The following is a 26162-nucleotide window of genomic DNA, read 5'->3' as shown; positions in this document are numbered from 1 at the left end:
GCATCAGCTGCTTGTCCGCGCGGGCCGCTTGCGCAAGCCCGACCAGATCTGCCAGACGATCGAAAGTGCGGCCAGCGCGAGGAAAGCACCGGAAATCGGGTTGGTCAGAAAGCCGCTGTACTCACCCTGCGACAACTGAAGCCCGCGCCGGAAATTCGTTTCCGCCATCGGACCAAGGATGAAACCGATGATGAAGGGTGCAGTGGGAATGCCCGCCTTGACGAAGGCATAGCCCAGGATACCGAAGCCCAGCACCGTCCAGATATCGAAGGTGCGGCTGGCAAGGCCGAAGGCGCCGACCGCACACAGCACGAGAATCACCGGCAGCAGGATATGACGCGGGATGGCCAGCAGTTTCACGAAGATGCGCAGCCCATAGAATTCGACGATCAGCATCACGATTGCCGAAATCGTAAGTGCGGCGAAGATCGTGTAAACGAGGCTCGCCTGCGTCACGAACAGCATCGGACCGGGTTGGATGCCGTGCATCATCAATCCACCCAGCAGGATCGCCGTGACGGCATCACCGGGAATGCCCAGGGTCAGAAGCGGGATCATCGCACCACCGATCCCGGCATTGTTGGCGGACTCGGGTGCGACGACCCCTTCAAGCGTGCCCTTGCCGAATTTCTCGGGCGTCTTGGAACGCGAGCGGGCGGCGATATAGGCAAGAATGTTCGAGGTGCCGGCACCGATCCCGGGAAGGATCCCGATGACAATACCGATGACGGACGAACGGAAGGCGTTGGGGATCTGCTCGAAGAACTCCTTCATGCTGAAGCCGAAGCCCTTTACGCCCTTCATGACAGGGGCCATGATCTTGATGTTGCTGCCCGCACGGCCCCCTTCGGCCACCTTGATAACCTCGGCGATGGCGAACATCCCCACCAGCACCGCGAGAATCGAGAAACCCGAATTCAACTCGACCGTGCCGAAGGTGAAGCGACGGGTTGCATCGACCGGTGCGATCCCCACCGTCGAGACGCCAAAGCCCACCAGCCCCGAAAAAATGCCCGTCGTCATCGAGCCCGAGGACAGCGTCGCAATCAGCGTCAGCGAAAAGATCGCGATGGCGAAATACTCATGCGGGCCGAATGACAGCGCCACCCGCGCCAGCGTCGGTGCGATGAAGACAAGCGCGATGATCGACAGGATCGTCCCGATAAAGGAAAAGACGATCCCTGCCCCCAGCGCCTTTACCCCCTCGCCCTTTTCCATCATCGGGCCACCATCGAAAGTCGTGGCGATCGAGGATGGCGTGCCGGGGATCTTGAGAAGGATTGCCGCGATGAGCCCGCCCGAGGTCGCGCCCACGAAAAGCGCGACCAGCAGCGACATGCCCGCGGCGGGCGACATGCCATAGGTCATGGGCAAACACAGCGCGATGGCCATGACGGCGGTCAGACCCGGGATGGATCCGAAGATGATGCCCACGACCACACCCAGAAAGATCAGCAGCAGCATCTGGGGCTGAATTGCGGCGAGAAGGCCGGCGGCGAAAAGATCTACCATCGTCTGCGCTCCTCAGAACAGGAATGGGGCCAGCGGGCCTGCCGGAAGCATCAGGCTGAAGCCATAGCGGAAAAGAAAGAAGATCGCGGTCGATACCACCACCGCCAGAAGCGCCAGCCGCAGCCACGGGACAGGCTTGCCGGACGGGCTGAGCAGCGCGAATTGCAGGAAAAGATAGATCGCGGCGGCAAAGACGAAGCCGATCGGCCGCATCATCAGCACGAAAAGACCGATCAGCAGCAGCGAGAAGACGACGCTGGGATAATCCGGGGCACCTTCGCCGACGGGCGCGTCCTCATCATCGACTGCGGCGCGGGCCTGCTCGACGATGTCGCCGCTGACCGGCTGCGGCGCCGGGGTGGCGGGCTGGCACCAGCTCTGGAACAGATGAACGGCGCCCAGCAGGATCATTCCGGCCGACAGCACTTTGGGAAAGAAGCTGGCATCCACGCCGCCGGAGCCCGGTACCCGGGCTGCAAGAAGGAAGTAGATCAGGCCCGTCAGCAGCATGGCCGCGCCGACTACAAGGCCCTTCGTTCTGGACTGTGCCATGATTGATCCGCTTTGTCAGAAAGTTCGCAGATTATGCGTCCGGGCGGGCCGGACGCATGCTTGCCCAGATATCAGCGAGACGCCTGCAGCGCGTCGCGATACTGCATGTAATTGTCGCGGATCGTGCCCAGCAATTCCAGCGATTCCTCATGCCCGTAAGAAAGCACGGGCTGACGGAAGCCTTGTTCAAGATCGGACGCATATTCCGGGATCTCGGAAATCTCGGCCGATATTTCCGCCATACGCTCGATGATCGCTTCGTCGGTCCCTTTGGGGAAGGCGATGATGTACGGATTGTTCATCACGAAATCGATGCCCTGTTCGGAGAAGGTGGAAATTTCCCCCAGAAGCGGGTTGCGTTCCGCGTTGGGCTGGCCAAGCACTGCCATCTGACCGGCCTCGTGATAGTCCTGGATTGCCCCATAGGCGATGCCCGCCACATGAATGCGGCCACCAAGCAAAGAGGTGATCTTTTCGGCAGCCGAGCCGGTATCGACAAAACGCATTTCAGCGCCTGTTTCATTCATGAGCAGAAGACCCTGCAGGTGCGAATAGCCCCCGAATTCAGTGCCAAAGATCACCGCATTCGGATCCTCGTTCGTGCGTTCCAGCAGTTCCTCGACCGACGTGATTTCCGATTGCGCGCTGGTCACGAAGACGGCGCCCTGGTCCACCGCCGGGATGCAGCAGATCTCGAAATCGTCGATGCCATAGTCGGCCAGACCCGAAACCTCGGTCACGATCAGGTGGCCGGTATGACCGAACAGGATCGTCGAGCCGTCAGGGGCGGCATCGCGCACGGCCGAGGTGGCAATCGTCGCACCACCGCCGGGCATGTTGGTGATGACCATCGATACACCCGTCACCTGTTCGAAATAACGGGCGAAGGTGCGGGCATTGAAGTCGGTATCTCCGCCCGGGCTGGCACCGATGATCACAGTGACGGTCTGGCTTGGCCAGTCGGTCTGAGCGAAGGCCGCCCCCGTTACCGCGGTGATGGTAGCCGCCGAAAACAGCAATGTTCTGAACGCACTCATTTAGGCTCTCCTCCCCGTTTGAGTCGCATGGCTTGAAATGCCAGTGTTTAGCGCACTAATATATTTGTGCGTCAGTATCAACTGATTTTACGCTGCTGGCGTTATGGGCGTGCGCGGTGTATCCGAACCGCCGGGGATATTGAGCATGCAACACCTTCACCGACGCCGGTCCCGTTCGGACAGCATCTACGCCGACATGCGTCGTCGGATTCTGTCGCTTGAACTGCCTCCCGGAACCATTTTGAACGACCGGGAACTGAGCGAGCGATATGGCACCAGCCGCACCCCGGTGCGCGATGCGGTTCAGCAGCTTGCGCAGGACGGGCTGGTCCACGTCGCGCCACAGTTCGCAACTTTCGTCACGCCGTTCGATCCGATCGCGGTGCGGCAAGCGCATTTCCTGCGCATCAACCTTGAAACGCCCCTGATCAAGCAGCTTTGCGCCCGCGAAGCACTGGACCTCACACCCGCCAGACGCCTGATAGCCCGCCAGCGCCTTGCGCTGGAAGGGAATGATTTCATTGGCTTTCTTGGGCTTGATGACGCATTCCACCACGCGCTTTTCGAACTGGAGGAAATGGGTGAGATCTGGATGCTCATCCAAAGCCGCAAGGCACAGCTCGACAGGCTTCGCTATCTGCTGGCCATCGAACACGGGCAGGTATTTCATCCGATCGAACAGCACGGCGCGATTGTCGATGCGATCGAGGCGCATGATACCCGGGCCGCCCTTGACGTGCTGCGGGTCCATGTTTCCGGCTCGGTCCAGCGCGTTGACGGCATGGCCGCGAAACATCCGGACCTGTTTCGCTGGCCGGCCACCCGCGAACTGGCCCGCAGCAGTCGCGGCGGATTGCGCGACACGCAGACATGACAACAGTTAATCGACCTGACTGCCAGCGCATGAGCGAAAGATGAAAAACCCAAAACGATTCGAGACAAGAGAGGGCGATTTGCGCGCAGATCTTCGCCGCCGGATCATTTCTCTCGAGCTGCCCCCCGGCACGGCGCTTTCACGCCAGCAGCTGCAGGAACAATATGCCCTCAGCTCGACCCCGATTCGCGACGCGTTACTTCAGTTGCAGGAAGAGGGGCTGGTCGCGGTTCAGCCGCAGTCGCGCACCTGCGTCACCCTGATCGACGGCGAGCAGGCCCGGCAAGCCCACTTCCTGCGCAGCACCATCGAGCGTGAGATCGCGACCTGTCTGGCACATTCCGCCGGGCCGGAACTTCATACCACGCTGGACCGGCTGGTGCGGCTGCAAGAGGATGTCGCCACCCAAGATCTGGATCTTTTTGCCCAGCTCGACCACGACTTCCATCAAGAGCTTTTCATCGCGGCAGGTCTGGAACACGTCCATGACGCGATCAGGCGGGAAAGCATCCATATAGACCGCATACGCGCCCTGCACCTGCCGATGGGCGACAAGACCGCCCGCATCCTGGATGATCATCGCCGGATCGCCGGTGCTTTGCGCGCAGGCTCGGCCGAGCAGGCCGGCGCGGCCATGGCGCAGCACCTGTCGCAGTCGATCGGGATGGCCGCAAAACTTCGCAAGCTTCACCCCGACTATTTCCTTGCCTGAACGTGATTCGGCTGCTGCCACCATATGGGACGAGCATTCCGGACAGCGCCCGCATGTCACGCCGTCGGGGTGTCACGCAGCCAGGGATTCACGGGAACTTGAACAGTTGTTGTTGTTCGCCGCTTTGGGCTAATCTCCAGCCAGACGATCTGAAAACAGGGACATGCACATGAAAATCAAGACATTGTTCGCGGCCATCGCAATCGCCGCCTCATTCGGCCATGCCGCATCGGCGCAAGAGATGTCATTCTTCCGTATCGGCACCGGTGGTACGGCAGGCACCTATTATCCGATTGGCGGGCTGATCGCGAATGCCATCTCGAACCCGCCGGGTTCGCGTGCATGTGAGGATGGCGGATCCTGCGGCGTTCCGGGGCTGGTCGCGACGGCGGTTGCCTCGAACGGCTCGGTCGGCAACGTGAACGCCATCAACGGTGGCGCGATGGAAGCGGGCTTCAGCCAGTCCGACGTGGCTTATTGGGCGCAAACCGGCACCGGGTTGTGGGAAGACCAGCCAGCCGTCGAAAAGCTTCGCCTGATCGCCAACCTTTACCCCGAGAGCATTCACCTCGTGGCCCGCAAGGACGCGGCAATCTCCTCGGTCGCCGATCTCAAGGGCAAGCGGGTCTCGCTGGATGAACCCGGCTCTGGCACGCTGGTCGATGCCAAGATCATTCTGGAGGCATATGGCCTGTCCGAATCCGACATCAGACCGGAATATCTCAAGCCGGAGCAGGCCGCGGACCGCATGCGGGATGGCGCAATGGACGCCTTTTTCTTCGTGGGCGGCTATCCTGCCGGCGCGATCGCCGAGTTGGCCAGCCAGCACGATATCGCATTGGTCCCCATCACCGGATCCGAGATCGACGCGCTGCGAGAGACCTATACCTTCTTCGCAAACGACACGGTTCCGGCCGGCACCTATGAAGGTCAGGACGCCGATATCGACACGCTTTCGGTCGGTGCCCAGCTTGTCACCAGTGCAGACCAACCGGACGACCTGATTTATGGCATCGTTCAGGCGCTGTATAACGACAACACGCAAAAGCTGTTTGCCGTGGGACATGCCAAAGGCCAGCAGATCACTCTGGACAGTGCGGTTCAGGGCGCGGGTATCCCGTTTCACCCCGGTGCCGAGCGTTTCTACAAGGAAGCCGGCAAGGTCGAATGACACGGCCTTCCATATAATGAAAGGACGCGACCGGGTTACGGCCGCGTCCTTGCCTTTGAGCTGAACACCAGGAACTCGAATGACCGAAACGACACGCCAGCTTTCCGATGCCGATCTTCGTGCCCTGGAAGAGGAATACGATCCCGAAGCGCGGTTCCGCACGGTCACCCGTCCGGTTGCCGTCATGTCCGGCGTCGTCCTGTTCCTGTTGTCCGTCTATCACTTCTATACAGCGGGTTTCGGCATTCCCCGGGCCACGACGCATCGTGGGCTGCATATGGGCGTGTCGCTGCTTATCGTCTATCTCAGTTTCTCGGCCCGGTCCCGCACGCGCCACAAGACCGACGGCTTCGCCATCCTTGGTGTGCCGGTGATGGACTGGGTGCTGGCCATCGGCGGCGCGGTAAGCGCCTTCTATGTGCCGTGGATCTATGACCAGCTGGCCTTCCGCGTCGGCAATCCGATGACCATCGACATTGTCATGGGCACCGTGCTGCTGCTGGCGCTGCTGGAGGCGGTCCGGCGCTCGATGGGCTGGCCGTTGCCGGTTATCGCGCTGGCGTTCATCGCCTATGCTTATTTCGGCAGGTCGATGCCGGGGATCCTGGTCCATCCCGGCGCCGACTGGGCCAATATCGTCAATCATCTCTATCTGACCTCGCAGGGTATTTACGGCACCGCGCTCGGGGTCATTGCCACTTACGTGTTCCACTTCGTCCTGTTCGGTGTCATGGCGCAGAAGATCGGGCTGGGACAGTTGTTCATCGACCTGGCCACCGCGCTGGCCGGCCGCTTTGCCGGGGGTCCGGCCAAGGTCTCGGTCATTTCCTCGGCCATGCTGGGCACGATCTCGGGCTCGTCGATCGCCAATACCGTGACGACCGGCGCGCTGACGATCCCCGCCATGATCAGGATCGGGTTCAAGCGCCACTTCGCCGCTGCCGTCGAGGCCGCATCCTCGACCGGCGGGCAGATCACCCCCCCGGTGATGGGTGCGGTCGCCTTCCTGATGGTAGAGTATCTGGGCATCCCGCTGCGCACCATCCTGATCGCAGCCATCGTCCCGGCCTTCATGCATTTCTTCGGTGTGCTGGTTCAGGTCCATCTGGAGGCCAAACGTCTTGGCATCCGTGGCCTGCGCCAGGAAGAGTTGCCGAAAGCCGCCAAGGTCCTGCGCGAAGGCTGGCTGTCGGTCTTTCCGCTGGTCCTGCTGGTCTGGATGCTCATGTCCGGCCGCACGCCTTTTCTGTCAGCGTTCTGGGCGATCACCGCCTGCATGGTCGTCTATCTGATTCAGCGGGTCATGGCAGCGGGCGTCATCAAGGGTGTCAAGGAAACCGCCGCCGGCATTTACGAAGGCTTCGTCGCGGGCGGCCGGCAGTCGCTGGCGGTGACGGCGGCGGCGGCACTTGTCGGGGTCGTGATCGGCATCGTGACCCTGACCGGCGTCGGCTTCAAGATTGCCTTCATGGTGACAAGCATGGCGCAGAACTGGGCCACGTCCTTGCATGGCCTTCTGACCGTGCTGCCATTCGAATTCTTCAGCATCCAGACGCTGACGCTGCTCTTTACGCTTTTGATGACCGCTGTCGTCTGTGTGCTGATGGGGTGCGGCGTGCCGACGACGGCGAACTACATCATCATGGTGGCGGTGGCGGCACCGGTGCTGGGGATGATGAACGTCGAGCCGCTGGTGGCGCATTTCTTCGTGTTCTATTTCGGCGTGCTGGCCGATGTAACACCACCGGTTGCCCTGGCGGCCTATGCCGGTGCCGGGATCGCGGGCGCCAACGGCTTCAAGGCCGGAAACACGGCATTCCGGTTGTCGATGGGCAAGGCGCTGGTACCATTCGTCTTCGTATTCTCGCCTTCGCTTCTACTGGTCACACAGGCCTTTACCTTGCCCGACTTCCTGCTGGCCTTTGCCGGCGCGGTTCTTGGTATCGTGGCCCTGTCGGCCGCGATCACAAACTGGCTGCTGGGACCGTTGCTGCGGGTCGAACGGCTGCTGCTGCCCATCGCGGCATTGTTGATGATAGCGCCGGAAATCATTTCCACCGTGATCGGAGCGACCATCCTTGGCGTGGTTGTCCTGCGCCAGTATATCGCGCGACGCTCCGACCCCAGTCCGGAGCCGGCCACTTGAACCGTCGGCTTATAGTGTCTGTCGCATCCTTCTATTCCAACGAAAGGAGCGCACCATCAAGCCATGGGATCAAACACCTGATCCTCACCTTACGCGCCGGTTATCCGCCAGATGGTGTTTCCGACATCATCCGCCATCAGCAGCGATGCCCTGTCGGGACCAATGGTGACGCCGACGGGTCGGCCGAAGGCAAATCGCTCGTCATCGGACAGGAACCCCCACAGGATATCGCGTGGCGGGCCGGCCGGGCGGCCGTTCTCGAAGGGCACGAAGGTCAGCCTGTATCCGCTGAGGATCGAGCGGTTCCATGAACCGTGCTGCCCGATCACCATGCCGTCGGGAAATCCGGGCAATGTGCCCTGCGGCATCCAGCACAATCCCAGTGACGCCGTGTGACCGCCAAGCGCGTAATCCGGCGTGATCGCCCGTGCCACCATCTCGGGATCCTGAGGGACGCGATCATCGACGATCCGGCCCCAATAGCAATAGGGCCAGCCGTAAAACCCGCCCTCGCTGACCGAGGTCAGGTAATCCGGCGGCGTCTCATCGCCCAGCCCATCGCGTTCGTTGACCACCGTCCACAGGCTGCCCGTCTTCGGCTCCCATGCCATGCCGACGGGATTGCGCAGGCCCGAGGCAAAGACGCGCGCCGCACCGCTGGCAAGGTCCAGCTCCCAGATCGCGGCCCGGCCCTCTTCGGCCTTCATACCGTGATCGCCGATATTGCTGAGCGAACCGACACCGGCATAGATCCTGGACCGGTCGGGCGAGACGATCAGGCTGCGGGTCCAGTGCCCGCCCGGCTTGAAATCGACCAGCTTGCGGCCCGGCCCGGTCAGCCGCGTCGCACCGTCCTGATAGGCGAATGCGCTGATGCCATCGGTATTGCCGACATAGAAGGTGCCGTCCACCAGCGCCATGCCGAAGGGCTGGTTCTGCCCGTCCAGAAACACCTCGCGGATCTCGGCCACGCCGTCACTATCGGCATCGCGCCACAGGGTGATGCGATTGGCGCTGTCACCGATGGCATGGGCGCGGCGCATCGTGGCCTGCGTGGCCCGATCCAGCAGGGTCTTTGGCCGGGATGGCTGCTCTTTCGCCTCGGCGACCAGCACATCGCCATTGGGCAGAACCTCGATCCAGCGTGGATGATCGAGGCCGGAGGCAAAGGCATTGACCGCCAGCCCCGGCGCGGTTTCGGGACGCTGCCCCGATGCCCAGCCCGTCGCCGAGGGCATCTTCAGGGTCATGATCCCCTGCTTCCTTGCCGCGGGGATTTCCGGCGTCTCGCCCACCGCCTGCGTCCGGGGCACCGTCAGGCGCCGCAGCGCGGCTATCGTCCCGCCGACGACGGCAGTGAGTTGCGCCATAAGATCCATGACCGGCTCCGATCCGTTATGCCCATATTGCGGAACCTTCACCTGCCCGCGCCGTGAAGACAAGAAGGTCTGACCCGCCAGCCCGGCGAAACAGGGCGGACGGCGGGATGGTTCCTGCGCGACGATTGGCGCATGGCCGTCACTTTGCCGTGACATTCGCCTGTGAAAGGATCAGTCTGCGCCCGATATCAATTCGTCAGGCGGCGAGGGCATGAACGGGCCCGCCGTTACCATTGAAGGGGACGCGCAATGACACCGGTGATCGTCAATCTTGTCATATTCGTGGCGCTTCTGTTCGCATTGTTCAGGCTTCAGAGCGGCTCTCTTTCGCTGTCGGTGCGGGTGTTCATCGGCCTGATCCTCGGCACCCTTTTCGGCATCGGGTTGCAACTGGCGTATGGCACCGGCTCGGAAACCGTCCAGACCACCGCGAACTGGCTGGACATCGTCGGCTCGGGCTATGTCCGGCTGTTGCAGATGATCGTCATGCCGCTGGTCTTTGTGGCGATCCTTGCGGCGGTGTCGAAGCTGCATGATGCTTCGTCGCTTGGCAGCATCTCGGTGCTGGTGCTGGGAACGCTGCTGCTGCTGACCGCCATTGCGGGGCTGGTCGGCGTGGTCATGGCGCTGTCCTTCGGCCTGACCGCCGAGGGGCTGATCCAGGGCAGCGCCGAAACCGCCCGGATGAGCGCGATCGAAACGACCTATGCCCCGCGCGTGGCCGATCTGTCGGTGCCGCAGCTGATCCTGTCCTTCATCCCGCGCAACCCCTTTGCCGATCTGACCGGGGCCAATCCGACCTCGATCATCTCGGTGGTGATTTTTGCCGCTTTCCTTGGCATCGCGGCCATCCGGCTGGTCCGGCGCAAACCCGAGCAGGGCGAAAGCCTGCTGTCGCTGATCGACCTGCTGCAAGGCTGGATCATGCAGCTTGTGCGGCTGGTCATCGCGCTGACCCCTTATGGCGTCATGGCGCTGATGACGAAGATGGCAGCGACCTCGGATGCGGCGGATATCCTCAATCTGGGGAAATTCGTCATCGCCTCCTATATCGGGCTGGCGATCATGTTCGGGGTTCACGCGGGTTTCCTGACCCTGACCGGGGCCAATCCGCTGGTGTTCTTCAAGAAGTCGCTGCCGGTGCTGAGCTTTGCATTCTCCAGCCGTTCCAGCGCGGCGTCGATCCCGCTGAATGTCGAGACCCAGACCCGCCGTCTGGGGGTGCCTGCGACCATCGCGTCATTCTCGGCCTCGTTCGGGGCAACCATCGGTCAGAACGGCTGCGCGGGCCTTTATCCGGCGATGCTGGCGGTGATGGTGGCGCCGACGGTGGGTATCGATCCGCTGGATCCGGGCTGGATCGCCACACTGATCGCCATCGTCACCATCAGTTCGGCAGGCGTCGCAGGCGTCGGAGGCGGGGCCACGCTGGCGGCGCTGATCGTGCTGCCCGCGATGGGTCTGCCGATCGAGCTGGTCGCGCTGCTGATCTCGGTCGAGCCGCTGATCGACATGGGCCGCACGGCGCTGAATGTCAGCGGCTCGATGACGGCGGGCATGGTCACGTCGCAACTGCTGGGTCAGACGGATCGCGCGGTGCTGATGAGCCCGGAAGACGTGGACCTGCAAAGCGCATAGACCGTCAGTTCGCCGCCGTCATGCGATAGCCGGGATGGCAGGCGACGCGGACGGTTGTGATGGCCCCGATCTCGTTCCAGGTGGTGCGTTGCAGGATCAGCAGCGCCTGCCCCGGGTCGGTCTGCAACATTCGTGCGTCACGCCGATCCGCATTCGCCGCAGAAAAGGCCATGTCGGCACGCAGATAGGGTGCGTTGCGCACCAGCCATTCATTGGCGTTGACATGGCCGAAATCCACCGGCTCGGTCCCCGGCAGGGCGGCGGGGTTGATCCAGCGGTCCTCGTATTGGAAGGGTCGCCCGTCGCCATAATGGACGGCGCGCAGATGCAGCAACCGCTGCCCCGCCGCCATCCCGAGACGCAGGGCGACATCTTCGGGCAGCGGACTGCGGTGAACGGCCATGACGCGGTGGCCATAACTCATGCCCGCGCCCTCGATCTGTTCGCGCACGATGGGGATCTCGAATGTGGCCTTGCGCACCGGATTGATCGCGATCCGCGTGCCCGCGCGGCGGCGGCGATCCAGCAAGCCCTCATCCGCCAGCAGTTGCAGCGCCTTGTTGACCGTGGCCCGCGCAGCGCCGAATTCCACCGCCAGCTCGACCTCGTCGGGGATGCGTTCGCCCTGCAACCATTCGCGTTCCACGATCCGGCGGCGGACCTCGGCCGCGATCAGATGGGCCTTGGGGGTGGTCGAGCCTGCCTGTCGTTCCGTCACATCCGCTCCTGCAAGCCAGAGATACAGGTCAGATAATCGGCGATGATGCCGTCGCGGTCCATATGCCGTCCGTCCCGGACCACATGGCGGCCCGCCGCCCAGACATCGCGCACCAGCCCCTCGCCGCCCGCGAAGATCAGGCTGTCCAGCATCTCGTCGCCCTTGCGCCCGAACATCGCCGGATTGCGCAGCGACACCGCGCACAGATCGGCCCACAGCCCTTCGCGGATCGCCCCCGTATCGCGCCCCGCCGCCGTTGCGCCACCGTCCAGCCCGGCGTCAAGGATCACCCGCCCGGTCGAACGTTCCGGCTGCGCAAGAATGGCGCGGGCGGTGTCACGCAGGCGCTGGCTGTATTCCAGCGTGCGCAACTCTTCGATCAGGCTGATGCGGATATTGCTGTCCGAACCGAAGCCCAGCCGCCCGCCCGCCTCCTGCCAGATCGTGGCATTGAAGATCCCGTCGCCAAGGCTGGATTCGGTGATCGGGCACAGCCCCGCGACGGCGCCGGTGGTGGCAAGGCGGCGGGTTTCGTCCACGGTCATATGGGTCAGGTGGATCAGCGTCCAGCGCCGGTCGGGGGTGTGATTGTCCAGCAGCCACTCGACCGGGCGGCGGCCATAAGCCGCCTGCACCTCGTCGATTTCGGGGATCTGTTCGGCCAGATGCATATGCAGCGGGCGACCGGGGCGCAGATCGACGCAAAGCGCCAGCGCCTCGGGGGATACGGCGCGCAGCGAATGGGGCGCGACGCCGATTCCGGCGTCAGCGGGCAGACCGCGCAGCACCTGTTCCGAGGCATCCAGCAGCCGGATGAAATCGTCGGGCGTGGTGCCGAACCGGCGCTGACCCGGACCCAGCGGGCGGCGATCCACGCCGCCGAACTGGTAATGCACCGGCAGCAGCGTCAGCCCGATTCCGGTGCGGCTGGCGGCGGCAGCGATCCGCCCGGCCATTTCCGCGATATCGTCATAAAAGCCGCCATCGGGACGGTGATGCAGGTAATGGAATTCGACATTCGTGGCGTAACCGGCCTCCAGCATCTCCATCTGCACCAGCGCCGCGATGGCTTGCACATCGTCCGGCGTCAGGTGGTCCAGAAAGCGATACATGATCTGCCGCCACGTCCAGAAGGTGTCACGCGGATGCGGGCCGCGCGCTTCGGACAGACCGGCCATGGCGCGCTGGAAGGCGTGCGAGTGCAGATTGCTCATGGCGGGCAGCAGCAACTCGACCCGATGCGCCCCCGAATCAGGCGTGGCACCGCGATGGATGGCGGCGATCCGGCCATCGGGCGCCAGATCGACCTGGATATTTTCTGCCCAGCCATCGGGCAGTAATGCGCGCTCAGCCCAGATCGTCGTCATTGCCGGTCTCCTTTTTCCCGATCGGTGCGGGTCGGTCTTGTCGTTAATTAACTATAGACATAGTTTCATCATAAGTCTAAACATAGATAGAAGCGAAATCAATCCGGAGCATGGCCCGATGCTGGTTCTTGCGAACGCCACTCTGGCGACAATGGCTGATGAAACAGGTGGTTACGCATTGACCAAGGCGGCGGCGCTGGTCATCGAGGGCGACCGGATCCTGTGGGCCGGACCCGAATCCGATCTGCCCCACCCTGATGCGCCGCGCCGCGATCTGGGCGGGCGGCTGGTGACGCCGGGGCTGGTGGATTGCCACACGCATATCGTGTTTGGCGGCGACCGGGCGCAGGAATTCGAGATGCGGCTGGAGGGCGCGGGCTATGAAGAAATCGCGCGGGCTGGCGGCGGCATCCTGTCCACGGTCCGCGCCACCCGCGACTGGGACGAGGCGCGGCTGCTGGAGGCCGCCTTGCGCCGCGTCGATCATCTGCTGGCCGAGGGCGTCACCACCATCGAGGTCAAATCCGGCTATGGGCTGGATGTCGAAACCGAATTGAAGATGCTGCGTGTCGCCCGCCGCATCGGCGAAGAACGCAAGATCCATGTGGTGACGACATGGCTGGCGGCCCACGCCTTGCCGCCCAAATACAAGGACGACCGTGCCGGTTACATCCGCGACGTGGTTATCAAGGGCATGGATCGCGCCCATGCCGAGGGGCTGATCGACGCGGTGGACGGGTTCTGCGAAGGCATCGCCTTCTCGGTCGCGGAAATGGCGCAGGTCTTCGATCATGCCGCCAGCCTCGGCCTGCCCGTCAAGCTGCATGCCGAGCAACTGTCCGATCTGGGCGGCGCGGCGATGGCGGCGCAGCGCAGCGCGATTTCGACTGACCATCTGGAATATCTGGGCGCGGATGGCATCGCGGCGATGGCGCAATCGGGCACGGTCGCGGTGCTGCTGCCCGGCGCCTTCTATACCCTGCGCGAAACGCAATATCCCCCGGTGCAGGGCCTGCGCGATGCCGGCGTGCCGATTGCGCTGGCGACCGATGCCAATCCGGGCACCTCGCCGCTGACCTCGATCCTGCTGACCATGAATATGGGCGCGACGCTGTTCCGCCTGACCCCCGCCGAATGTCTGACTGGCGTGACCCGCCATGCCGCCCGCGCATTGGGGCTGGCGGACCGCGGCGCGATCGCACCCGGCCAGCGCGCCGATCTGGCGATCTGGGACATCGCCCATCCGGCCGAGCTGACCTATCGCATCGGCTTCAACCCCCTTCATGCCCGCGTTTTCGGAGGCGAATTTGTCTGACCTCATCCTGACACCCGGCAAGACGACACTGGCCCAACTGGAGCGGGTCTGGCGCGAGGGGCTGGCCGTGCGGCTGGCCGACAGCGCCCGTGACGGCATCGCCCGTTCCGCCGCCGCCATCGAGGCTGCCGCCAATGGTGATGTTCCGGTTTACGGCGTGAATACGGGCTTTGGCAAACTGGCCTCGATCAAGATCGCGGCGGGCGATACGGCAACGCTGCAACGCAACCTGATCCTGTCGCATTGCTGCGGCGTGGGTGAGCCGGTAGAGCCGGAAACCGTGCGGCTGATCATGGTGCTGAAGCTGCTGTCGCTGGGGCGCGGTGCGTCCGGCGTGCGCCCTCAGGTGATCGCGCTGATCGAGGATATGCTGGCGCGCGGCGTGCTGCCGGTGATCCCGTCGCAAGGCTCGGTCGGGGCCTCGGGCGATCTGGCGCCCTTGGCGCATATGGCCGCCGCCATGCTGGGCGAGGGCCGCGCCACCCATCAGGGCCACGAGATGCCCGCCGCCGATGCGCTGGCCGCCGCCGGACTGACCCCCATCGTTCTGGCCGCCAAGGAAGGGCTGGCGCTGATCAACGGCACGCAGGTCTCGACCGCCTTTGCGCTGTCCGGGCTGTGGGACGGGTTCCGCGCGGCGCGCAATGCGCTGGTGTCCTCGTCGCTGTCCACCGACGCGATCATGGGTTCGACCGCGCCTTTCCTTGACGAGATCCACCAGTTGCGCGGCCATCGCGGCCAGATCCTTGCCGCCCATGCGATCCGCAAGTTGATGGAGGGCTCGGAAATCCGCGAAAGCCACCGGATCGGCGACACCCGCGTGCAGGACCCCTATTGCATCCGCTGTCAGCCGCAGGTGACCGGGGCCTGTCTGGATCTGCTGTGGCAGGCCGCCCGCACCCTTGAAATCGAAGCCAATGCCGCGACCGACAACCCGCTGGTGCTGGTCGAAGCGGATCGGATCGTCTCGGGCGGGAATTTCCACGCCGAACCCGTGGCCTTCGCCGCCGATCAGATCGCGCTGGCCATTGCCGAGATCGGCGCCATCTCGCAACGGCGCATCGCATTGATGGTCGATCCGGTGCTGAGCCACGATCTGCCACCCTTCCTGACCCCCGATCCCGGCCTGAATTCCGGCCTGATGATCGCCGAGGTCACCAGCGCCGCATTGATGAGCGAAAACAAGCATCTGGCGAACCCTTGCAGCACCGATTCGACCCCCACCAGCGCCAATCAGGAAGATCACGTCTCGATGGCCGCCCATGGCGCGCGGCGCTTGCGGCGGATGAACGCGAACCTTGCCCATATCATCGGAATCGAGCTTCTCTGCGCCAGCGCCGGGGTCGAATTCCGCGCACCGCTGAAAACCTCCGCGCCGTTGCAGGCAGTGCTGGCGCGGTTGCGGCAGGCCATCCCACCGCTTGGTCAGGATCGCTATATGGCCCCCGATCTGGCCGAGGCCGCCGCGCTGGTGCGTGACGACGTTCTGATCGCCGCCCTACCCGGCGAGTTGCTGGCCGAGGTGCAGCCATGAACCCGGTCGAGGTCGCGCAGGGCGACAGCCCCGTCATCCTTGGCCTGCCCCATACCGGCACCTTTCTGCCCGATGACATCTTTGCGGCGCTGACCCCGCGCGGGCAGGTGCTGGCCGATACCGACTGGCATATCCACCGCCTCTATGGCGGGTTGCTGCCCGGCGCGACGACGGTGCGGGCGACGTTCCACCGCTATGTCATCGACGCCAATCGTGGGCCGGATGACGCCAGCCTCTATCCCGGCCAGAACACCACCGGGCTGGTGCCGCTGACCGATTTCGACGGCACACCGATCTGGAAATCCGAGCCGGGTGCCGAGGATATCGCCACCCGCAAGGCCCGCTTTCACGCCCCCTATCACGCCGCGCTGGCCGCCGAGATCGAGCGGGTCAGGGCGCGCCACGGCGTCGCGATCCTGTATGATTGCCACTCGATCCGCTCGGTCATTCCATTCCTGTTCGAGGGCGTGCTGCCGGATTTCAACATCGGGACCAATAGCGGGGCTTCCTGCGCGCCGGCTATCGAGGCCGCCACGCAGGAGGTCGCATCCGCGACGGGTCGGCCCTGGGTGGTGAACGGACGCTTCAAGGGCGGCTGGACGACGCGCCATTACGGCCAGCCCGGCGCGGGCGTCCATGCCATCCAGATGGAGCTGGCGCAATCAACCCATCTGACGAGTGAGACCCCACCCTTCGCTTATGACGAGGCCAAGGCCGCTGCCTTGCGCGTCCCGCTGCGCGACATCCTGACCCGGCTGGCGGCGCTGGCCCCGCAACTGGTGACGCCATGAAGCCGCTGCAAGGGATCCGTGTGCTGGACCTGACCCGCGTGCTGGCAGGGCCCTATGCCACGGCGCTGCTGGCCGATCTGGGGGCCGAGGTGATCAAGCTGGAGCCCCTGACAGGCGACGATTACCGCCATATCGGTCCGTTCAAGGACGGCGAAAGCGCGCTGTTCACCCTGAACAATCGCGGCAAGCGCAGCCTTGCGCTGGACCTGAAAAACCCCGCCGATCTGAAACTGGCGCAGGACATTGCCGCCCGCGTCGATGTGGTGGTCGAAAACTTCCGTCCCGGCGTCGCCGCCCGGCTGGGTCTGGGCGCAGAGACCCTGCGCGCCGCCAATCCGCGGCTGATCTATTGCTCGATTTCCGGTTTCGGGCAGGACGGTCCGTTCCGCGACCTGCCCGCCTATGATCTGGTGGTGCAGGCCATGTCCGGGCTGATGGCCGCGACGGGCGAGGAGGGCCACGCGCCGCTGAAAACCGGCGAGAGCATCGCCGACCTGCTGGCCGGGCTGTTTGCAAGCTGGTCGATCATGGCCGCACTGGTGGGCCGCAACGCCAGCGGTCAGGGGGCGGCGCTGGACGTGGCCATGTATGACGCGCTGTTTTCGATGCTGACCACCAGCCACGCGCTGCATCTTTACGCGGGCCAACTGCCGCAGCGCGTGGGCAACCGCCATCCGCTGTCCACGCCGTTCGGCTGTTTCGCGACCAGCGACGGGCAGGTGGTGATCGCGGTGCTGAATGCGCGCCAGTTCGCCACGCTGGCCACGCTGATCGGCCAGCCCGGGGCGGCGGATGATTTACGCTTTGTGACCGATGAGACCCGCACCGAAAACGAACCCGCCCTGCGCGCGCTGATCGAAGGCTGGTCCGCGAGACTGACCACCCAGCAGGCGGTCGCGGCCCTGTCGGGGGTGGGTCTGCCCGCCGCTCCGATCTGGGATATCGCGCAGGCCGCAGACAGTGAACATGCGCAGGCGCGCGGGCTGGTCAGCATGCTGAATGGCCGCCCCGTCGTCGGCCAGCCGGTGCGCTTTGACGGCGCGAAACCTGTGGCCGACCGCGCCGCGCCGCGTCTTGGCGGTGATCTGGAGGCCGTTCTGCGCGAATTGGGACTGGAGAAAGACGAATGACCCCCGACCCCTGGCATATGTTGTCCGACGAGGAACGGATGTTCTGCGACGTGCTGACCCGCCTCTGCGCCGAGCAGATCGCACCAAGGGCCGCCGAGACCGATGAGACCTCGGGTTTCGTCCACGACCAGCTTGCGGTTCTGGCCGAGGCCGGGATGATGGGTGCGAACCTGCCCGAGGAATATGACGGCAGCAGCATTTCCGCGCCCGCGCTGCTCAGGGCGGTGTCCATCGTGGCCGGTGCCTGCGGGTCCACGGCATCGGCGCTGACGGCGCATTATCTGGCCACCGATTCGATCCTGATCGGCGGGACGGATGCGCAGAAACGCGAATGGCTGCCGCGCGCGGCGACGGGCACGGTGCTGGGGGCTTTCGCGCTGACCGAACCGACCGCCGGTTCCGACCCCGCCGATATGAAGACCCGCGCCCGGCGCACCGACGGCGGCTGGCATCTGAAGGGCAGCAAGTGCTTCATCTCGAACGGGGGCGTTGCGGACTTTCTGGTCGTCTATGCGGTGACCGACCCCGACAAGGCCCATCGCGGGATTTCCGCCTTCATCCTGCCCAAGGGCACGCCGGGCCTTGACGCCGGTCCGCCCGAGCGCACCATGGGATTGAAGGGCGGCCATGTCTTTACCCTGAACCTCGATTGCCAGCTGCCCGCAGATGCGCTGCTGGGCGAGGAAGGCAAGGGTTTCCGTACCGCCATGCAGGTGCTGGACAACGGCCGGATCGAGGTCGCGGCGCAATGTCTTGGCATGGCAAAGGCGGCGATGGATGCCGCCATCGCCTATGCCCGCGACCGGGTGATCGGCGGGCAGGCACTGTCCGAACGGCAGGGCATCCGCTGGATGATCGCCGATATGGGCGTGGCTTATCAGTCGGCGCTGCTTGTGGCGCAGGACGCAGCCCGGCAGCGCGATCTGGCGCATCAGGGCGGCGGGCGGTTTTCGCTGGCGGCCAGCATGGCGAAACTGGCGGCCAGCGAGGCGGCGGGGCGCATTGCCGATACCGCGCTGCAACTGCATGGCGGCTATGGCTATACCCGCGATTTTCCCATCGAGAGGATCAACCGCGATCTGCGCATCATGCGGATCTACGAAGGGTCCAGCGAAATTCAACGCATCATCATTTCCGGCAATATGCTGGCCTGAACGGAGACGAACATGGATAATCCCCGTCACAACACCCGCGACATCTTCCCCGCCACCGGCACCGAGATCACGGCAAAAAGCTGGCTGACCGAAGCGCCGATGCGGATGCTGATGAACAACCTGCATCCCGATGTGGCCGAGAACCCGCATGAACTGGTGGTCTATGGCGGCATCGGCCGCGCCGCCCGGACATGGAAGGATTTCGACCTGATCGTGGACAGTCTGCGCAAGCTGGAAGGCGATGAAACCCTGCTGGTCCAGTCGGGCAAGCCGGTGGGCGTGTTCAGGACCCACAAGGACGCACCGCGGGTGCTGATCGCGAACTCGAACCTTGTGCCGCATTGGGCGAACTGGGACCATTTCAACGAGTTGGATAAGAAGGGTCTGGCGATGTATGGCCAGATGACCGCCGGATCGTGGATCTATATCGGCGCGCAGGGCATCGTTCAGGGCACCTATGAAACCTTTGTCGAGGCGGGTCGCCAGCATTACGGCGGCGATCTGCGCGGCAAATGGGTGCTGACCGCGGGTCTGGGTGGCATGGGCGGCGCGCAGCCTCTGGCCGCCGTCATGGCCGGGGCCTGCTGTCTGGCCGTGGAATGCGACGAGACCCGCGCCGATTTCCGTATCCGCACCCGCTATTGCGACGAAAAGACCCATTCGCTGGACGAAGCTCTTGCGATGATCGACCGCTGGACCAAGGCGGGCGAGGTGAAATCGGTGGCGCTGATCGGCAATGCGGCGGATATTTTCCCCGAGCTTTACAAGCGCGGCATCCGTCCCGATATCGTCACCGACCAGACCAGCGCGCATGACCCGGTGCATGGCTATCTGCCGCAGGGCTGGACCGTGGCCGAATGGCGTGCGCGACAGGAAAGCGATCCCAAGGGCGTCGAGAAGGCCGCGCGGGCATCCATGCGCAAGCAGGTCGAGGCGATGGTGGCCTTCCACGATGCGGGCATCCCGACCGTGGATTACGGCAACAATATCCGCCAGATGGCGCTGGAAGAGGGGTTTGACCGCGCCTTTGCCTTCCCCGGCTTCGTGCCCGCCTATATCCGCCCGCTGTTCTGTCGGGGTGTCGGCCCGTTCCGTTGGGCGGCGCTGTCGGGCGACCCCGAGGACATCTACAAGACCGACCAACGGGTGAAAGAACTGGTCGATGACCCGCATCTGCACAACTGGCTGGACATGGCGCGGGAACGGATCGCGTTTCAGGGCCTGCCCGCGCGGATCTGCTGGGTCGGGCTTGGGGTGCGCCACAAGCTGGGCCTTGCCTTCAACGAAATGGTCCGCAATGGCGAATTGAAGGCGCCTATCGTGATCGGGCGCGACCATCTTGATTCGGGGTCAGTTGCCAGCCCGAACCGGGAAACCGAGGCGATGCGCGATGGCTCGGACGCCGTTTCCGACTGGCCGCTGCTGAATGCGCTGCTGAATACGGCGTCGGGTGCCACCTGGGTCAGCCTGCATCACGGCGGCGGCGTCGGCATGGGATTCAGCCAGCATTCCGGCATGGTCATCTGCTGCGACGGCACCGAGGATGCCGATGCGCGCCTTGCCCGCGTGCTGTGGAACGACCCCGCCACCGGGGTGATGCGGCACGCCGACGCGGGTTATGATATCGCGCTGGACTGCGCGCGGGAACACGGGTTGAATCTGCCCGGTATTCTCTGATCCATAAGGGCGCGGGGTCGCAACGCACCGGACCCGCCCCGCCAGCTTTCCAACAAGGAGAACGACATGACTTTCCAAACCAGCCTCAGGGCCGCCCTGTTCGGCCTGACCGCCTTGACGCTTGGCTCTGCCGCGCAGGCCGACCAGCTTGCCGATATTCAGGCCGCGGGCAAGATTGTCACCGCGACCGACATGCATTACGCTCCCTTCGACATGCTGGTGAACGGCACCTATGAGGGCATGACCAAGGACCTGTTCGACGAGGTCAGCAAGGAAATCGGGGTCGAGCCGGTCTATCAGGACATCCCCTGGACGGCCGAGCTGCCGGGGCTTGAAGTCGGCAAGTTCGACATCGTGATCGCCCCCGTCACCATCACCCCCGAACGACTGGAGCGTTACACCTTCACGCCGCCCATCGCCGATGCCACCGTGTCGCTGGTACGCGCGGCGGCCAACGACGCCATCGGCACGCCCGAGGATATCGCCGGCAAACGCGTCGGCGTGCAGCAGGGCACCGCGCAGTTCCGCCAGTTGCAGGCGTATGGCGAAACCCTTGGCGGGGTCGATGTCCGCGAATACGGCACCACCGACGAAGCCTATGCGGACCTTGCCGCGGGTCGTCTGGATGCGGTGGCCGGATCGCTGCCCAACCTGACCTATCTGGTCAAGAACCGCCCCGAAACCTTCGCGCTGTTCGAGCCTGCCTCGTTCGGTGAACCCACCTATTTCGCATGGGTGCTGCGCAAGGAAGAGGCCAGCGAAAGCTTTGCCGCCGCGATCCGGGATGCGATCCAGAAAATGACCGAGGATGGCCGCGTTCAGGCGATTCAGGAAAAATGGCTGGGTTCCTATACCGAACTGCCGCTGGACGTCGCGGCCGAGTGACGACCACGGGCAGGGACACCCCCTGCCCGCCTTTCAAACGGCGGAGGGCCCATGTTTTCCATCCCGACCTTCCTGACCAGTTTCGAGCCGCTTTTCTGGGCCGCACGCTATACGCTGCTGGTGTCCGGTCTGGGCATCGCGCTGGGGCTGGTCATCGGCGCGCTGATCTGCATCTCGGCGATGTCGCGCTGGATCTGGCTGCGCCGGTTTGCCGCGCTGTGGGTCAGCTTTCTGCGCGGGGTGCCGCTGCTGGTGCAACTGCTGCTGATGTATTACCTGCTGCCGGTCATCGGCATCGACGTGCCCGCGCTGGTCGCCGCCGTGGTGACGGTGGGTATCTGCGCCAGCGCCTATATCTCGGAAATCTGGCGCGGCGCGATTGCCGCCCTGCCACGCGGACAGGCCGAGGCCGCCGTCGCCATCGGCATGGGACCGCGCCATGTCTGGACGCGGGTGATCCTGCCGCAAGCAATGGTCATGTCACTGCCCGCGCTGGTCAATGAACTGATCCTGCTGGTCAAGGCATCCTCGCTGGTGTCCATCGTCGGCATCATGGAGATCACCCGCGCATCCCAGGCGCAGGCCGCCACCACCTTCCGCCCGATGGAGGTCTATCTGGCCGCCGCCTGCATCTATCTGATGATCAACCTGTGCCTTGCCGCGATCGGGCGCTATCTCGAACACAGGATGGCCGTGTGATGGAGTGGTCGATTTTCGCTCAATACGGCCCGATGCTGCTGCGCGGCTTTGGCCTGACGGTGATGTGCTGGCTGCTGGGCACGGCGTTTTCGATGGTTCTGGGGCTGGTGATTGCGCTGATCCAGCGTTACGCCCCCGCCCCCATCCGCTGGCTGATGCAGGTCTATATCGAGGTGATCCGGGGCACCCCCTTTCTGGTCCAGCTGTTCGTTCTCTATTACGGCGGGCCGCTGATCGGGCTGCGGCTGGACGCGGTGCCGGCGGGCATCCTTGGCCTGACCGTCTATGGCAGCCCCTATTTCGCCGAGATCTTCCGCTCGGGCTTTCGTGCGGTGCCGCTTGGCCAGATCGAGGCCGCCCGCGCCATCGGCATGGCAGAGCCCACGATCATCCGCCGTATCCTGCTGCCATTGGGGCTGGTGTCCGCCCTGCCTGCGCTGGTCAACTTCTCGATCATCCTGACCAAGGAAACCGTAATCCTGTCGATCATCACGGTCCCAGAACTGATGTATCAGGTGCAGCGCATGTCCACCGAAACCTTCCGCTATCTCGAAGCCAACCTTGTGCTGGCGCTGTTCTTCTGGCTGCTGGTCGAGACGATTTCCCGTTTCGGCCGCAGGCTGGAGACCCGCATCACCCGCCACCTGATCGAAAGGCCGTAACATGGTCCAAGCCTCTTCCGTCGAGATCAGCCGCGTCAACAAGTTCTATGGGCCGTTTCAGGCGCTGAAAGATGTCAGCATGTCCGTGCCGCCGGGCAAGGTGACCTGCCTGATCGGCCCATCGGGGTCCGGAAAATCCACCCTGCTGCGCTGCATCAACTTTCTTGAGGAATACGATTCCGGCGAGGTCCGCATCGACGGGCAGCTGATCGGCTATGACGCGCCGGGCCGGAAAATGTCCGCCCGCAAACTGCGCGAGATGCGCCGCTCGATCGGCATGGTTTTCCAGCAGTTCAACCTGTGGCCGCATATGACCGCGCTGCAAAACGTGGCCGAGGGGCTGATCCGCGTGCGCGGCCTGCCCCGCCGCGAGGCCGAGACGCGCGCCGCCGAGGCGCTGGAAAAGGTCGGGCTGGCGGACAAGATGGCCAACCACCCCTCGCGCCTGTCGGGCGGCCAGCAACAGCGCGTGGCCATCGCCCGCGCCGTTGCGATGGAACCCCGGCTGATGCTGTTCGACGAACCCACCAGCGCGCTGGACCCCGAACTGGTGGGCGAGGTGCTGAACGTGATGAAGGCGCTGGCATCCGAGGGCATGACAATGGTGGTGGTGACGCATGAGATGGGCTTTGCCGCCCATGTCGCCGATCAGGTGGCCTTCATGGAAAAGGGCGAACTGGTCGGCGTGGACGTTCCCAGCCGCATCCTGCACCAGCCCGAAGACCCGCGCATCCATGCCTTCCTGCGCACCTATCACGAACGCAACAGTTTCTGAGTGTCCAGCCGGGCGTGTGCAGGCAGATCACCGCCTGCACCACCGCCGGATCATTCGATGTCACCCGAAACGATCCTGATCGGCTCTTGCGGATCGCGGCGCGACAGAAAGGCCGGGCGCGGCCGGTCGGCGGCAAACGGTTCCTCGACCCGATTGGACCACGCATTATAGACGAAAAACGCGTTCGAGCGCGGAAACGGCGTGATATTGCCATTCGAGCCATGCATCGTATTGCATTCGAAAAGGATCACCGTGCCCGCCGGACCCGAGGCATATTCAATACCTAACCTGTCGGCCAGTTCGGTCAGCGCGGAGGGGCTGGGCACGCCGACCTCCTGCTTTTTCAGCGAAGCCTTATGATTGTCCTTCGGCGTTTCGCCAGCGCAGGACACATAGTGCTTATGCGATCCGGGCATCAGCATCAGCGGCCCGTTCAGCGCATCATTGTCGGTCAGAAGGATCGACGCCGAGATCGCCCGCATGCGCGGCATGCCATCCTCGGCGTGCCAGGTTTCGAAATCCGAATGCCAGTAGAATTCCTTGCCGGTAAAACCGGGCTTGTAGTTGAGGCGGCTTTGATGAAGGTAAAGATCGTCATCCAGCAGAAACCGGACCTTGCCCGCGATCCGTTCGTCGCGCGCCAGACGGTTGAAAAGCGCGCTTTCATCCTCCAGCCGGAAAATGGTGCGGACCGCGTCGGAACCGGGCTCGGTCACCACATTCCCGGCGCCAAGGCGGGCATCGCCCGACCGAAGCCGGTGCGATTCATCCTGAAGCCGTGCCACCTCGGCGGCTGAAAACACGTCGCGCAGGACCAGAAAGCCATTCTTTTCGAATTCGTCGGTCTGGGCGCGGGTCAGCGGCGCGGCGGGGGTCCATTTCCCCCAGAAAACCGGATCCTTGCGCTGCGACCAGGCCTCTTGCGCCGATCGGGTCGGATAGGTGTCAGGTCGGTTGTGAACGGCCGAGAGTGTCATTTCTTCTCCTTCTCTTTGGTTCGGATATGTGGCCCGCTGTCGTTTTCGCGGGCGGGAGGCAGCCTAACATGACCAGCGCCCGAAACTCCATGCTTCGGGGCGCGGTCCCAGATAACATATTGTTATATAATAAAAACGATTGGTTATCGGATGGCGCCCGGCCTGTCGAACCGGACCGCGCAAACCAAAGCCCGCACAGGGGAGTGCGGGCCAACTGTGGAAAAATGCAGACAGGACACCAGAACCAACCCGACCGCCGCCGTCAATAGTTCTGCCGTCCGGGCGGCGCTTTACCGCCAGTCGGGTGACAACGAACCGACCCCGCGTCAGCACCTGTTTTCGCGGCTTTCTGACACAGAACGGTGGCGCGCGACCTTCGGACCGGGTTATATCAGGCACCGCCACCGGGCGCCTATCCAAGGAGATCTGGCATGACCATCGCTTTGAACCGCCGTCAAACCCTTCTGGGCATGGGCGCCATGGGGGCTGCGGCCGCGCTTGGCACGCCCGCGCTGGCCTCCAGCCGCAATATGGCGGTGCTGCATCTGGGCAGTCATGCGCCCAGCTTCATCGCGTGGGAGCGCGGCTATTTCAAGGATGCCGGGATTGATCTGAATCTGAGGTTCTTCGAAGCCGCGCAGCCCATGGCCGTGGCCATCGCCTCGGGCGACGCGGATTTCGGCGTGACCGCCATGACCGGCGGGCTGATCAGTCTGGCCCAGAAGGACGCGGTCAAGGTGATCGGTGGTGCGCTGATCGAAAAGCCCGGCTCTCCCGGTTCGCTGGTGCTGGCCTCGAACAAGGCGTTCGAGGATGGGTTGACCGATCCCTCGCAACTGGCGGGCCGGTCCTTCGGCATCACCACCGCCGGGTCGTCCTTCCATTTCATGGCCCACAAGATCGCGCAGGCCAATGGCGTCGATCTGGCCGAGGTCGATCTGCGCCCGCTGCAAAAGCTGGGGGCGCTGGTCGGCGCGCTGTCCACCGGGCAGATCGACGCCTGGGCGATCCAGCCCAGCATCGCGACCAAGCTGCTGGCCGATGGCGCCGCGCAGCAGATCGGCACGGTGGCCGATTGTGCGCCTAACTATCAGGTGACGACCGCCTTCACCTCGACCGGCAATGCCGCGAATGAGGGCGAGCTGGTCACCGCCTTCGTCGCCGCCTATTCCCGCGCCATCGCCGATTACAACGCCGCCTTCATCGACCGCACCGCCCCCGCCGAAGAGGTCGATGAACTGGCCGCCATCGTCCACAAATATGTGGAAACCGACAGCCCGGCCGAGGTTGCGAAGGAAAACCTGATCAACGGTGCGCAGCGCATCAACGAAGGTCTGGCGCTGGCCGAGGACAGCATCATCGAACAGCTTGAATGGTATAAATCTGAAGACATGGTCGATCAGAGCGTCACGCGGGAACAGTTGCTGGATACGTCCTACGTCGAAACCATCTGAGAC

At 64.0% G+C, this 26162-nt stretch carries 23 protein-coding genes; 16 read left to right on the top strand and 7 right to left on the bottom strand.

The features are described from left to right. Window positions 1-3: 3 nt before the first annotated feature. From JHW40_RS19785 to JHW40_RS19775, 3 genes are all read right to left on the bottom strand, one after another. A complete protein-coding gene (locus JHW40_RS19785; RefSeq protein WP_090610434.1) occupies window positions 4-1512 on the bottom strand; it encodes a tripartite tricarboxylate transporter permease in 1509 nt (502 codons plus the stop codon). Window positions 1513-1524: 12 nt separating this feature from the next. Next, entirely contained in the window at window positions 1525-2064 is a 540-nt protein-coding gene (locus tag JHW40_RS19780) for a tripartite tricarboxylate transporter TctB family protein (RefSeq protein WP_090610435.1), read from the bottom strand. Window positions 2065-2135: 71 nt separating this feature from the next. Then, window positions 2136-3101, bottom strand: a complete 966-nt coding sequence (locus tag JHW40_RS19775; protein ID WP_090610436.1) for a Bug family tripartite tricarboxylate transporter substrate binding protein — start codon at window positions 3099-3101, stop codon at window positions 2136-2138. A 103-nt stretch (window positions 3102-3204) separates the two neighbouring features. Here JHW40_RS19775 and JHW40_RS19770 point away from each other — a divergent pair, with 103 nt between their 5' ends. The 4 genes from JHW40_RS19770 (at window position 3205) to JHW40_RS19755 (ending at window position 8004) form a co-directional block, all read left to right on the top strand. After that, window positions 3205-3975: a GntR family transcriptional regulator gene (locus JHW40_RS19770; protein WP_090610437.1), complete on the top strand. Its 771-nt coding sequence runs from the start codon at window positions 3205-3207 to the stop codon at window positions 3973-3975. A 79-nt stretch (window positions 3976-4054) separates the two neighbouring features. Next, on the top strand, window positions 4055-4687 hold the full coding sequence (locus JHW40_RS19765; protein WP_211657210.1) for a GntR family transcriptional regulator: 633 nt from the start codon (window positions 4055-4057) through the stop codon (window positions 4685-4687). 169 nt (window positions 4688-4856) lie between these two features. Next, window positions 4857-5858 carry a TAXI family TRAP transporter solute-binding subunit gene (locus JHW40_RS19760; protein WP_090610439.1) on the top strand — a complete coding sequence of 334 codons (1002 nt, stop codon included), beginning with the start codon at window positions 4857-4859 and terminating at the stop codon, window positions 5856-5858. Window positions 5859-5937: 79 nt separating this feature from the next. Next, window positions 5938-8004 (top strand): TRAP transporter permease, encoded by a 2067-nt coding sequence (locus JHW40_RS19755; RefSeq protein ID WP_090610440.1) that lies wholly within the window; start codon window positions 5938-5940, stop codon window positions 8002-8004. Window positions 8005-8093: 89 nt separating this feature from the next. On the opposite strand, the gene JHW40_RS19750 is transcribed toward JHW40_RS19755, so the two are convergent. Next, complete coding sequence (locus tag JHW40_RS19750; protein ID WP_090610590.1) at window positions 8094-9383, bottom strand: PQQ-dependent sugar dehydrogenase; 1290 nt, start codon at window positions 9381-9383, stop codon at window positions 8094-8096. A gap of 249 nt (window positions 9384-9632) precedes the next feature. Here JHW40_RS19750 and JHW40_RS19745 point away from each other — a divergent pair, with 249 nt between their 5' ends. Further along, window positions 9633-11021: an L-cystine transporter gene (locus JHW40_RS19745; protein ID WP_090610441.1), complete on the top strand. Its 1389-nt coding sequence runs from the start codon at window positions 9633-9635 to the stop codon at window positions 11019-11021. A 4-nt stretch (window positions 11022-11025) separates the two neighbouring features. Here JHW40_RS19745 and JHW40_RS19740 read toward each other — a convergent pair whose 3' ends face one another. Next, window positions 11026-11739 carry a GntR family transcriptional regulator gene (locus tag JHW40_RS19740; RefSeq protein ID WP_090610442.1) on the bottom strand — a complete coding sequence of 238 codons (714 nt, stop codon included), beginning with the start codon at window positions 11737-11739 and terminating at the stop codon, window positions 11026-11028. Then, a complete protein-coding gene (locus JHW40_RS19735) occupies window positions 11736-13106 on the bottom strand; it encodes a formimidoylglutamate deiminase (RefSeq protein WP_090610443.1) in 1371 nt (456 codons plus the stop codon). Before JHW40_RS19735 ends, JHW40_RS19740 begins: the two co-directional genes overlap by 4 nt. A 118-nt stretch (window positions 13107-13224) precedes the next feature. Between JHW40_RS19735 and hutI the strand changes: the two genes are divergently transcribed. The 10 genes from hutI to JHW40_RS19685 all read left to right on the top strand — a co-directional run bounded on the left by hutI (window position 13225) and on the right by JHW40_RS19685 (window position 23728). After that, the gene (gene hutI / locus JHW40_RS19730; protein WP_090610444.1) at window positions 13225-14421 is read left to right on the top strand and encodes an imidazolonepropionase; all 1197 of its coding nucleotides are present in this window, start codon (window positions 13225-13227) and stop codon (window positions 14419-14421) included. Next, window positions 14414-15955 carry a histidine ammonia-lyase gene (gene hutH, locus JHW40_RS19725; RefSeq protein ID WP_090610591.1) on the top strand — a complete coding sequence of 514 codons (1542 nt, stop codon included), beginning with the start codon at window positions 14414-14416 and terminating at the stop codon, window positions 15953-15955. The genes hutI and hutH overlap by 8 nt, the downstream gene beginning before the upstream one ends. Then, the gene (gene hutG, locus JHW40_RS19720; RefSeq protein ID WP_090610445.1) at window positions 15952-16746 is read left to right on the top strand and encodes an N-formylglutamate deformylase; all 795 of its coding nucleotides are present in this window, start codon (window positions 15952-15954) and stop codon (window positions 16744-16746) included. Before hutH ends, hutG begins: the two co-directional genes overlap by 4 nt. Continuing rightward, window positions 16743-17876, top strand: coding sequence for a CaiB/BaiF CoA transferase family protein (locus JHW40_RS19715; protein ID WP_090610446.1), 1134 nt, complete (start codon window positions 16743-16745; stop codon window positions 17874-17876). Before hutG ends, JHW40_RS19715 begins: the two co-directional genes overlap by 4 nt. Continuing rightward, entirely contained in the window at window positions 17873-19030 is a 1158-nt protein-coding gene (locus tag JHW40_RS19710) for an acyl-CoA dehydrogenase family protein (protein WP_090610447.1), read from the top strand. The genes JHW40_RS19715 and JHW40_RS19710 overlap by 4 nt, the downstream gene beginning before the upstream one ends. A gap of 12 nt (window positions 19031-19042) precedes the next feature. Next, on the top strand, window positions 19043-20707 hold the full coding sequence (hutU, locus tag JHW40_RS19705; protein ID WP_090610448.1) for a urocanate hydratase: 1665 nt from the start codon (window positions 19043-19045) through the stop codon (window positions 20705-20707). A 66-nt stretch (window positions 20708-20773) separates the two neighbouring features. After that, complete coding sequence (locus tag JHW40_RS19700) at window positions 20774-21592, top strand: transporter substrate-binding domain-containing protein (protein WP_090610449.1); 819 nt, start codon at window positions 20774-20776, stop codon at window positions 21590-21592. A gap of 51 nt (window positions 21593-21643) precedes the next feature. Beyond that, a complete protein-coding gene (locus tag JHW40_RS19695) occupies window positions 21644-22291 on the top strand; it encodes an amino acid ABC transporter permease (protein WP_090610450.1) in 648 nt (215 codons plus the stop codon). Further along, window positions 22291-22953 (top strand): amino acid ABC transporter permease, encoded by a 663-nt coding sequence (locus JHW40_RS19690; RefSeq protein ID WP_090610451.1) that lies wholly within the window; start codon window positions 22291-22293, stop codon window positions 22951-22953. The genes JHW40_RS19695 and JHW40_RS19690 overlap by 1 nt, the downstream gene beginning before the upstream one ends. Window position 22954: 1 nt before the next feature. Continuing rightward, the gene (locus JHW40_RS19685) at window positions 22955-23728 is read left to right on the top strand and encodes an amino acid ABC transporter ATP-binding protein (RefSeq protein WP_090610452.1); all 774 of its coding nucleotides are present in this window, start codon (window positions 22955-22957) and stop codon (window positions 23726-23728) included. Window positions 23729-23778: 50 nt separating this feature from the next. Here JHW40_RS19685 and thpD read toward each other — a convergent pair whose 3' ends face one another. Then, the gene (thpD, locus tag JHW40_RS19680) at window positions 23779-24705 is read right to left on the bottom strand and encodes an ectoine hydroxylase (RefSeq protein WP_090610453.1); all 927 of its coding nucleotides are present in this window, start codon (window positions 24703-24705) and stop codon (window positions 23779-23781) included. 431 nt (window positions 24706-25136) lie between these two features. Between thpD and JHW40_RS19675 the strand changes: the two genes are divergently transcribed. After that, entirely contained in the window at window positions 25137-26159 is a 1023-nt protein-coding gene (locus tag JHW40_RS19675) for an ABC transporter substrate-binding protein (RefSeq protein ID WP_090610454.1), read from the top strand. The last annotated feature ends 3 nt before the right edge of the window (window positions 26160-26162 follow it).

Origin of the sequence: Paracoccus alcaliphilus (genome assembly GCF_028553725.1) — a bacterium.
Lineage (GTDB): Bacteria > Pseudomonadota > Alphaproteobacteria > Rhodobacterales > Rhodobacteraceae > Paracoccus > Paracoccus alcaliphilus.
This window is presented reverse-complemented; position numbering and strand designations above follow the sequence as displayed.

Coding starts and splice junctions, on each gene's coding strand:
- JHW40_RS19775 (WP_090610436.1), bottom strand. CDS start 3,101: ATGAGTGCGTTCAGAACATTGCTGTTTTCGGCGGCTACCATCACCGCG.
- JHW40_RS19745 (WP_090610441.1), top strand. CDS start 9,633: ATGACACCGGTGATCGTCAATCTTGTCATATTCGTGGCGCTTCTGTTC.
- hutG (WP_090610445.1), top strand. CDS start 15,952: ATGAACCCGGTCGAGGTCGCGCAGGGCGACAGCCCCGTCATCCTTGGC.
- JHW40_RS19695 (WP_090610450.1), top strand. CDS start 21,644: ATGTTTTCCATCCCGACCTTCCTGACCAGTTTCGAGCCGCTTTTCTGG.
- JHW40_RS19690 (WP_090610451.1), top strand. CDS start 22,291: ATGGAGTGGTCGATTTTCGCTCAATACGGCCCGATGCTGCTGCGCGGC.
- JHW40_RS19700 (WP_090610449.1), top strand. CDS start 20,774: ATGACTTTCCAAACCAGCCTCAGGGCCGCCCTGTTCGGCCTGACCGCC.
- hutI (WP_090610444.1), top strand. CDS start 13,225: ATGCTGGTTCTTGCGAACGCCACTCTGGCGACAATGGCTGATGAAACA.
- JHW40_RS19715 (WP_090610446.1), top strand. CDS start 16,743: ATGAAGCCGCTGCAAGGGATCCGTGTGCTGGACCTGACCCGCGTGCTG.
- thpD (WP_090610453.1), bottom strand. CDS start 24,705: ATGACACTCTCGGCCGTTCACAACCGACCTGACACCTATCCGACCCGA.
- JHW40_RS19755 (WP_090610440.1), top strand. CDS start 5,938: ATGACCGAAACGACACGCCAGCTTTCCGATGCCGATCTTCGTGCCCTG.
- JHW40_RS19750 (WP_090610590.1), bottom strand. CDS start 9,383: ATGGATCTTATGGCGCAACTCACTGCCGTCGTCGGCGGGACGATAGCC.
- JHW40_RS19780 (WP_090610435.1), bottom strand. CDS start 2,064: ATGGCACAGTCCAGAACGAAGGGCCTTGTAGTCGGCGCGGCCATGCTG.
- JHW40_RS19760 (WP_090610439.1), top strand. CDS start 4,857: ATGAAAATCAAGACATTGTTCGCGGCCATCGCAATCGCCGCCTCATTC.
- hutU (WP_090610448.1), top strand. CDS start 19,043: ATGGATAATCCCCGTCACAACACCCGCGACATCTTCCCCGCCACCGGC.
- JHW40_RS19770 (WP_090610437.1), top strand. CDS start 3,205: ATGGGCGTGCGCGGTGTATCCGAACCGCCGGGGATATTGAGCATGCAA.
- JHW40_RS19710 (WP_090610447.1), top strand. CDS start 17,873: ATGACCCCCGACCCCTGGCATATGTTGTCCGACGAGGAACGGATGTTC.
- JHW40_RS19675 (WP_090610454.1), top strand. CDS start 25,137: ATGACCATCGCTTTGAACCGCCGTCAAACCCTTCTGGGCATGGGCGCC.
- JHW40_RS19785 (WP_090610434.1), bottom strand. CDS start 1,512: ATGGTAGATCTTTTCGCCGCCGGCCTTCTCGCCGCAATTCAGCCCCAG.
- JHW40_RS19685 (WP_090610452.1), top strand. CDS start 22,955: ATGGTCCAAGCCTCTTCCGTCGAGATCAGCCGCGTCAACAAGTTCTAT.
- JHW40_RS19735 (WP_090610443.1), bottom strand. CDS start 13,106: ATGACGACGATCTGGGCTGAGCGCGCATTACTGCCCGATGGCTGGGCA.